This window comes from Rhizobacter sp. P3_C12, from assembly GCF_056402735.1.
In genome coordinates this window covers 1-7,757 of record NZ_JBFUGW010000280.1, presented here as the reverse complement: position 1 = coordinate 7,757, position 7,757 = coordinate 1, and the positions used below count along the sequence as shown (strand labels likewise).

The window sequence follows — 7,757 nt, the reverse complement described above, 5'->3', positions numbered from 1 at the left end:
GCCATGTGCGGCATGTCCTCGATCGGGTTGATCTTGGACACGACGCCCTTGTTGCCGTGGCGGCCGGCCATCTTGTCGCCGGGTTGCAGGCGGCGCTTGACGGCCAGGTACACCTTCACCATCTTCAGCACGCCGGCCGGCAGCTCGTCGCCCTGCGTGAGCTTCTTGCGCTTCTCTTCGAACGCGAGGTCGAAGCTGTGGCGCGTCTGCTCCAGCGAGTTCTTGATCGACTCGAGCTGGTTGGCGATGTCGTCATCGGCCGGGCGGATGTCGAACCAGTGGTACTTCTCGACGCTGGCCAGGTAGGCCTTGTCGATCGCGGTGCCCTTGGCGATCTTCTGCGGGCCGCCGTTGGCGATCTTGCCCGACAGCAGCTTCTCGATCCGGTCGAACGCGTCGGCCTCGACGATGCGCAGCTGGTCGTTCAGGTCGAGGCGGTAGCGCTTCAGCTCATCGTCGATGATCTGTTGCGCGCGCTTGTCGCGCTGGATGCCTTCGCGGGTGAAGACCTGCACGTCGATGACGGTGCCGCTGGTGCCCTGGTCGACGCGCAGCGAGGTGTCCTTCACGTCGGAGGCCTTCTCGCCGAAGATCGCGCGCAGCAGCTTCTCTTCCGGCGTCAGCGTGGTCTCGCCCTTCGGCGTGACCTTGCCCACCAGCGTGTCGCCCGGGTTGACCTCGGCGCCCACGTAGACGATGCCCGATTCGTCCAGGCGAGCCAGTTGCTGCTCGCTCAGGTTCGGGATGTCGCGCGTGATTTCTTCCGAGCCCAGCTTGGTGTCGCGCGCCATCACCACCAGTTCCTCGATGTGGATCGAGGTGTAGCGGTCGTCGGCGATCACGCGTTCGCTGATCAGGATCGAGTCTTCGAAGTTGTAGCCGTTCCAGGGCATGAACGCGACCAGCATGTTCTGGCCGAGCGCCAGCTCGCCGATGTCGGTCGAGGCGCCGTCGGCGATGATGTCCTCGGCGGAGACGGTGTCGCCGCGCTTGACGATCGGACGCTGGTGGATGTTCGTGTTCTGGTTCGAACGCTGGTACTTGATCAGGTTGTAGATGTCGACGCCGACTTCACCGGCCACCGTCTCGTTGTCGTTGACGCGGATCACGATGCGGTTGGTGTCGACGTAGTCCACGACACCGCCGCGGCGCGCGGCCACGACCGTGCCCGAGTCCTTGGCGGCGACGCGTTCGACACCGGTCCCCACCAGCGCCTTCTCGGGGCGCAGCGTCGGCACGGCCTGGCGCTGCATGTTGGCGCCCATCAGCGCGCGGTTCGCATCGTCGTGCTCGAGGAACGGCACCAGCGAGGCGGCCACCGAGACGATCTGCGTCGGCGCCACGTCCATGTACTGGATGCGCTCCGGCGAGGTCAGGATCGACTCGCCGTTGTCACGCGCGGAGACCAGCTCGTCGATCAGCTTGCCGTCGGCGTCGAGCGAGGCGTTGGCCTGCGCGATCACGTACTTGCCTTCCTCGATGGCCGACAGGTAGTCGATCTGCATCGTCACCTTGCCGTCGGCCACGCGACGGTACGGCGTCTCGAGGAAGCCGTACTCGTTGAGCTGCGCGTACAGGGCGAGCGAGTTGATCAGGCCGATGTTCGGGCCTTCCGGCGTCTCGATCGGGCACACGCGGCCGTAGTGGGTCGGGTGCACGTCGCGGACTTCGAAGCCGGCGCGTTCGCGGGTCAGGCCGCCCGGGCCCAGGGCCGAGACGCGACGCTTGTGCGTGATCTCGGACAGCGGGTTGGTCTGGTCCATGAACTGCGACAGCTGCGACGCACCGAAGAACTCCTTCAGCGCCGCGGAGATCGGCTTGGAGTTGATCAGGTCGTGCGGCATCAGCGCTTCGGTCTCGGCCTGGCCGAGGCGTTCCTTGACGGCCTTCTCGATGCGGGCGAGGCCCGAGCGGTACTGGTTCTCGGCCAGTTCGCCCACGCAGCGCACGCGACGGTTGCCCAGGTGGTCGATGTCATCGACTTCGCCGCGGCCGTTGCGCAGCTCGACGAGGATCTTCACGACGTCGAGGATGTCGTCGTTCGACAGCGTCATCGGGCCTTCCGGCACGTCGCGGCCGACCCGGGCGTTGAACTTCATGCGGCCCACGCGCGACAGGTCGTACGTGTCGGCGTTGTAGAACAGCCGGTTGAAGAGCGCTTCGACGGCGTCTTCGGTCGGCGGCTCGCCGGGGCGCATCATGCGGTAGATGGCGACGCGCGCGGCCAGCTGGTCGGCCGTTTCATCGGCGGCCAGCGTCTGCGAGATGTAGGCGCCTTCGTCCAGCTCGTTGGTGTAGAGGCACTGCATCTCCTTCACACCGGCGGTGCGCAGCTTCTTCAGCAGCGAATCGGTCAGCTCGTCGTTCGCCTTCGCGATGATCTCGCCGGTGTCCGGGTCGACCATGTTGCGGGCCAGCACGCGGCCGACCAGGAAGTCTTCCGGCACGCTGATGAACTGCGTCTCGCTCTGCTCGATCTGGCGCGTGTGGCGCGCGGTGATGCGCTTGTCCTTCTCGACGACGACGCTGCCGTTCTTGTCGGTGATGTCGAAGCGGGCCACTTCGCCGCGCAGGCGGTCGGCGACGAACTCCATCTGGGCACCGGAGTCCATCAGGCGGAAGTTGTCGAACACGAAGAAGTTCGCGAGGATCGATTCCGGGTTCAGGCCGATGGCCTTCAGCAGGATCGTCACCGGCATCTTGCGGCGGCGGTCGACGCGGAAGTACAGGATGTCCTTCGGGTCGAACTCGAAGTCGAGCCAGGAGCCGCGGTACGGAATGATGCGGGCGCTGAACAGCAGCTTGCCCGAGCTGTGGGTCTTGCCCTTGTCATGTTCGAAGAACACGCCCGGCGAGCGGTGCAGCTGCGAGACGATCACGCGCTCGGTGCCGTTCACGATGAACGAACCGTAGTCGGTCATGAGCGGCACTTCGCCCATGTAGACCTCTTGTTCCTTGATTTCCTTGACCGTCTTCGCCTGCGGCGACTCGCGGTCATAGATGATCATCTGCAGCTTGGCGCGCACCGCAGCGGCGTAGGTCAGGCCACGCTGCTGGCACTCCCGCGTGTCGAACGCAGGCTTGGCCATGTTGAACTCGATGAACTTCATCTCCACGAACCCGTTGTGCGACACGATCGGGAAAGCGGAGAGGAAAGCGGCCTGCAGGCCTTCAGGCTTGCGTTTCTGCGGAGCGACGTCCTTCTGGAGGAAGGCGACGTACGACTCCTTCTGCATCGTCAGCAGATAGGGAACGTTGAGGACACTCTCGCGCTTGCCGAAGCTCTTGCGAATCCGCTTGCGCTCGGTGTAGCTGTAGGGGGTTGCGTGCTGCGCCATATGTGATTTCTCACTCCGTATCGGGGAACAGAACCGGGCCCAGGCCTGCTCCCGTCGGCGACTGTCTTTCGAACATTGCGTTCGACGCTTGGTGGCTGGCCACTACCAACCGCTGGCGGACAACCCCGGCATTGCACCGGAGTCCGACCAAACCCGTTCTCTGCAGTCGGATCAGAGAACACTTGAAAAGGAGGGGAAGTCCGACATTGTCGTTGCTCCCGCCTTTTCAGGTGCCCTCAGGGGGACAAACCCCTGAAGCGCAAAAGGCTGGGGCCGTGAACCGGCGCCCAGCCCGCTGCTGACCAGCCGAATTACTTGACTTCGGCCTTCGCGCCGGCATCCACCAGCTTCTTGACAGCGGCTTCTGCGTCGGCCTTGGGCACGGCTTCCTTGACGGGCTTCGGAGCGCCGTCGACCAGGTCCTTGGCTTCCTTCAGGCCCAGGCCCGTCAGTTCGCGCACGGCCTTGATGACCGACACCTTGTTCGCGCCGGCTTCGAGCAGCACGACGTTGAATTCGGTCTTTTCTTCAACGACAGCAGCAGCAGCGCCGCCGCCGCCGCCGCCACCGCCGGTGGCCATGGAAGCGGCGGTCACGCCGAACTTCTCTTCGATGGCCTTGACCAGGTCGTTGAGTTCCATCACCGACATGCTGTCCAGCGAGGTCAGGAATGCGTCTTTATCGAATGCCATTTTGGGTTCCTAGAGATCAGGTAAAGGTTGAGAGGGTCGTCTTCAGGCTGCGGCAGCTTCGGCGGCGGGGGCTGCTTCTGCAGCACCTTCGCCACGTTGCTTGGCCAGCGCGGCCAGGACGGCGGCCGTGCGCTGCACCGGTGCCATCAGCAGGCCGGCCAGCTGCGACAGCAGCACTTCCTTGGTGGGAATGCTGGCCAGGGCCTTCACGCCGTCGGCGTTCAGGACCTTGCCGGCGTACGCACCAGCCTTGATGACGAGCTTGTCGTTGCCCTTGGCAAAGTCGGCGATGACTTTGGCCGCGGCAACGGCGTCCTCGGAAAAACCGTAGATCAGCGGGCCGACGAAGCTTTCCGCGGCCACCTCGAACGACGTACCGGCAACGGCACGGCGAGCCAGGGTGTTCTTCAGCACGTGAAGGTACACGCCCTTGTCGCGAGCCTGCTTGCGCAGTGCGTCCAGGTGAGCCACGGTGAGGCCACGGTACTCGGCCAGCGCCAACGTCTGTGAACGCGCGACTTGCGCGGCCACATCCGTCACCACGGCTGCTTTCTCGTTGCGATTGAGACTCAAGGTCTGCTCCTCACACATCGTGTCCGTCGGCAGGGATGCCTCAGGACACACCACGATTCAGCGACCTCTGCCTTGGAACCGGAATTCCTTGCCAGTGGGATCGCCATCTGCGCGGGCTTCGGATCGGGTGTCGCCACCGTCTCGTCGATTAAGCGGCCCGGGGGCCACGCCTGCGGTCTTGGATGGCCTGGCCCGGTTTGCACCGGACCAGCCCACCAATTCATCGGACCGGCACCAGACTCGTGCCAGCCCTCGATCTGTCAGATCAGGCGGCCGTTGCCGACGCGTTGATCGAAGCGACGTCCACGCGGGCGCCCACGCCCATCGTCGACGACACCGCCACCTTGCGCAGGTAGATGCCCTTGCTCGACGCCGGCTTGGCCTTGTTCAGGGCCTCGATCAGCGCGCGCAGGTTGCCCACCAGCTTGTCGGCGTCGAACGAGCGACGGCCGATGGTGCTGTGGACGATGCCGGCCTTGTCGACGCGGAACTGCACCTGGCCGGCCTTCGCGTTCTTCACCGCGGTGGCCACGTCGGGCGTCACGGTGCCGACCTTCGGGTTCGGCATCAGGCCGCGCGGGCCGAGGATCTGGCCCAGCGTACCGACGATCCGCATCGTGTCCGGCGAAGCGATCACGACGTCGAAGTTCAGGTTGCCGGCCTTCACCTGCTCGGCGAGGTCGTCCATGCCGACGATGTCGGCGCCGGCGGCACGGGCTTCTTCAGCCTTGGCGCCTTGCGCGAACACCGCGACACGCTTGGTCTTGCCGGTGCCGTTGGGCAGCACGACGGCGCCACGAACGACCTGGTCGGACTTCTTGGCGTCGATGCCGAGTTGCACGGCCACGTCGATGGATTCATCGAACTTGGCGGTCGCGCATTCCTTGACGATGGCCAGCGCGTTGTCGAGGGCGTACAGCTTGGTGCTGTCGACCTTGCCAGCGGTGGCTTTTTGGCGTTTGGTCAGCTTGGCCATGCTCAGACTCCTTCAGTGGTCACGCCCATCGAGCGGGCGGTGCCGGCGATCGTGCGAACGGCGGCATCCATGTTGGCTGCCGTCAGATCCTTGACCTTGGTCTTCGCGATCTCTTCGAGCTGGGCACGGGTGATCTTGCCGACCTTGTCGGTGTGCGGCTTGGCCGAGCCCTTGTCGAGCTTGATCGCCTTCTTGATCAGCACGGTCGCCGGGGGCGACTTCATGATGAACGTGAAGGACTTGTCCGCGAACGCGGTGATCACGACCGGCAGCATCAGGCCGGGTTCCAGCCCCTGGGTCTGCGCGTTGAACGCCTTGCAGAACTCCATGATGTTCAGGCCACGCTGGCCGAGGGCCGGGCCGATCGGGGGCGACGGGTTGGCCTTGCCGGCCGGTACTTGCAGCTTGATGAAGCCGACAATCTTCTTTGCCATGATTTCTCCAGAGAGGCCTGCCTTGGCAGACGGGCCTTGAGTGCCAACGCAAGGGGCTGGTTACCCTTGCTCCTCGTACCGGTGTCTCGTCACCGGCATCAACGGGATGGCCTTTGGCAAGTTGCCTTGCCGGGCCGCCATCCGGGCCCGAATTCTTCAGGCCGTCAGACCTTCTCGACCTGCGAGAAGTCGAGCTCGACCGGCGTGGCACGGCCGAAGATCGTGACCGAGACGCGCACCTTGGACTTGTCGTAGTTGACGTCCTCGATCGCACCGTTGAAGTCGGTGAACGGGCCTTCCTTGACGCGCACCAGTTCGCCCACTTCCCACTCGACCTTCGGACGCGGCTTCTCGACGCCTTCCTGCATCTGGGTGACGATCTTCATCACCTCGGCTTCGGAGATCGGCGCCGGGCGGTTCTTCGCACCGCCGACGAAGCCGGTGACCTTGCTGGTGTGCTTCACCAGGTGCCAGGTGTCGTCGGCCATTTCCATCTCGACCAGCACGTAGCCCGGGAAGAAGCGGCGCTCGGTCACGGCCTTCTTGCCGTTCTTCAGCTCGACGACCTCTTCCATCGGCACCAGGATGCGGCCGAACTTCTCCTGCATGCCGGCGCGGTCGATGCGCTCGCGCAGGTTGCGCTCGACGGCCTTCTCCATGCCCGAATAGGCATGCACCACGTACCAGCGCTTGTTGCCGGCCGGCGCCAGGGGCGCGGGCACGGCTTCGGCCGCGGTTTGCTCGTTGGGCTGTTGTTCGCTCATCAGGATGTCCTCAACGCTTCCAGCCCAGGATCAGGTCGTACAACACCCATTCGAGCGTCTTGTCGGTGAACCACAGGAACAGCGCCATCACGACCACGAAGGCAAAGACGTACAGCGTCATCTGCGTCGCTTCCTTGCGGCTCGGCCAGACGACCTTGCGGACTTCGCGCGACGAATCCTGCCCGAAGGCGATCAGCTGCTTGCCGCTTTCGGACGTGAAGAACAGCCCGACAGCGGCCACCAGCAGCAGCACCAGGGCGCCGACGCGCAGCCAGAGGTCCTGCTTGCCGAGCGCATAGAACGCCGCCACGGCCGCAATCACCAGCACGCCGGAGGCGGCGAGCTTGGCCTTGTCAGTGCCCGTGGAGACGGTTTCGACTTGTGGATTCGACATTTCGCTCTTCAAAAAACATGTGCCGCTTTTCAGCAGCAAAGCCCGCCGGGACTTTTCGTCGCCGTGCGGGCTGCTTGGGCCACCAATCTCAACCCCACCAACTTCACCGATTGGCAGGGGCAGAGGGAATCGAACCCCCAACCTCTGGTTTTGGAGACCAGCGCTCTGCCAGTTGAGCTATACCCCTGTGGCCTTCAAACGCAAATTACTCGAGGATCTTGGCGACGACGCCGGCGCCGACGGTGCGGCCGCCTTCACGAATGGCGAAGCGCAGGCCTTCTTCCATCGCGATCGGGGCGATCAGCTTCACCGTGATGCTCACGTTGTCGCCAGGCATCACCATTTCCTTGTCCTTCGGCAGCTCCACCGCGCCGGTCACGTCCGTCGTGCGGAAGTAGAACTGCGGGCGGTAGTTGTTGAAGAACGGCGTGTGGCGGCCGCCTTCTTCCTTGCTCAGCACGTACACCTCGGCCGTGAAGTGCGTGTGCGGCTTGATGCTGCCCGGCTTGCACAGCACCTGGCCGCGCTGCACGTCTTCACGCTTCGTGCCACGCAGCAGGATGCCGACGTTGTCGCCTGCCTGGCC

General features: G+C 64.4%; 8 protein-coding genes and 1 tRNA gene. All 9 read right to left on the bottom strand.

Annotated elements, in window-relative coordinates; all coding sequences use genetic code 11:
- On the bottom strand, positions 1-3,338 hold a 3,338-nt coding region (gene rpoB / locus AC1DXV_RS28280; protein ID WP_477936731.1), incomplete at its 3' end, for a DNA-directed RNA polymerase subunit beta.
- A 311-nt stretch (positions 3,339-3,649) separates the two neighbouring features.
- On the bottom strand, positions 3,650-4,030 hold the full coding sequence (gene rplL / locus AC1DXV_RS28275; protein ID WP_477936729.1) for a 50S ribosomal protein L7/L12: 381 nt from the start codon (positions 4,028-4,030) through the stop codon (positions 3,650-3,652).
- Between the two features lie 42 nt (positions 4,031-4,072).
- Positions 4,073-4,603 carry a 50S ribosomal protein L10 gene (gene rplJ, locus AC1DXV_RS28270; RefSeq protein WP_477864854.1) on the bottom strand — a complete coding sequence of 177 codons (531 nt, stop codon included), beginning with the start codon at positions 4,601-4,603 and terminating at the stop codon, positions 4,073-4,075.
- Positions 4,604-4,868: 265 nt separating this feature from the next.
- Complete coding sequence (gene rplA, locus AC1DXV_RS28265; protein ID WP_477864853.1) at positions 4,869-5,579, bottom strand: 50S ribosomal protein L1; 711 nt, start codon at positions 5,577-5,579, stop codon at positions 4,869-4,871.
- A gap of 2 nt (positions 5,580-5,581) precedes the next feature.
- Positions 5,582-6,013, bottom strand: coding sequence for a 50S ribosomal protein L11 (gene rplK / locus AC1DXV_RS28260; protein ID WP_047510949.1), 432 nt, complete (start codon positions 6,011-6,013; stop codon positions 5,582-5,584).
- A gap of 164 nt (positions 6,014-6,177) precedes the next feature.
- Complete coding sequence (gene nusG, locus AC1DXV_RS28255) at positions 6,178-6,777, bottom strand: transcription termination/antitermination protein NusG (protein ID WP_477864852.1); 600 nt, start codon at positions 6,775-6,777, stop codon at positions 6,178-6,180.
- A 10-nt stretch (positions 6,778-6,787) separates the two neighbouring features.
- Positions 6,788-7,171: a preprotein translocase subunit SecE gene (gene secE, locus AC1DXV_RS28250; RefSeq protein ID WP_477864861.1), complete on the bottom strand. Its 384-nt coding sequence runs from the start codon at positions 7,169-7,171 to the stop codon at positions 6,788-6,790.
- 111 nt (positions 7,172-7,282) lie between these two features.
- A tRNA-Trp gene (locus AC1DXV_RS28245) sits at positions 7,283-7,358 on the bottom strand.
- An 18-nt stretch (positions 7,359-7,376) separates the two neighbouring features.
- A partial coding sequence (locus AC1DXV_RS28240) for an EF-Tu C-terminal domain-related protein (RefSeq protein WP_477936727.1) occupies positions 7,377-7,757 on the bottom strand: 381 nt, incomplete at its 5' end.

What these genes read in the sequence shown, in the direction of transcription:
- rplL (WP_477936729.1), bottom strand. Translation starts at nt 4,030, where the DNA reads ATGGCATTCGATAAAGACGCATTCCTGACCTCGCTGGACAGCATGTCG.
- rplA (WP_477864853.1), bottom strand. Translation starts at nt 5,579, where the DNA reads ATGGCCAAGCTGACCAAACGCCAAAAAGCCACCGCTGGCAAGGTCGAC.
- rplK (WP_047510949.1), bottom strand. Translation starts at nt 6,013, where the DNA reads ATGGCAAAGAAGATTGTCGGCTTCATCAAGCTGCAAGTACCGGCCGGC.
- nusG (WP_477864852.1), bottom strand. Translation starts at nt 6,777, where the DNA reads ATGAGCGAACAACAGCCCAACGAGCAAACCGCGGCCGAAGCCGTGCCC.
- secE (WP_477864861.1), bottom strand. Translation starts at nt 7,171, where the DNA reads ATGTCGAATCCACAAGTCGAAACCGTCTCCACGGGCACTGACAAGGCC.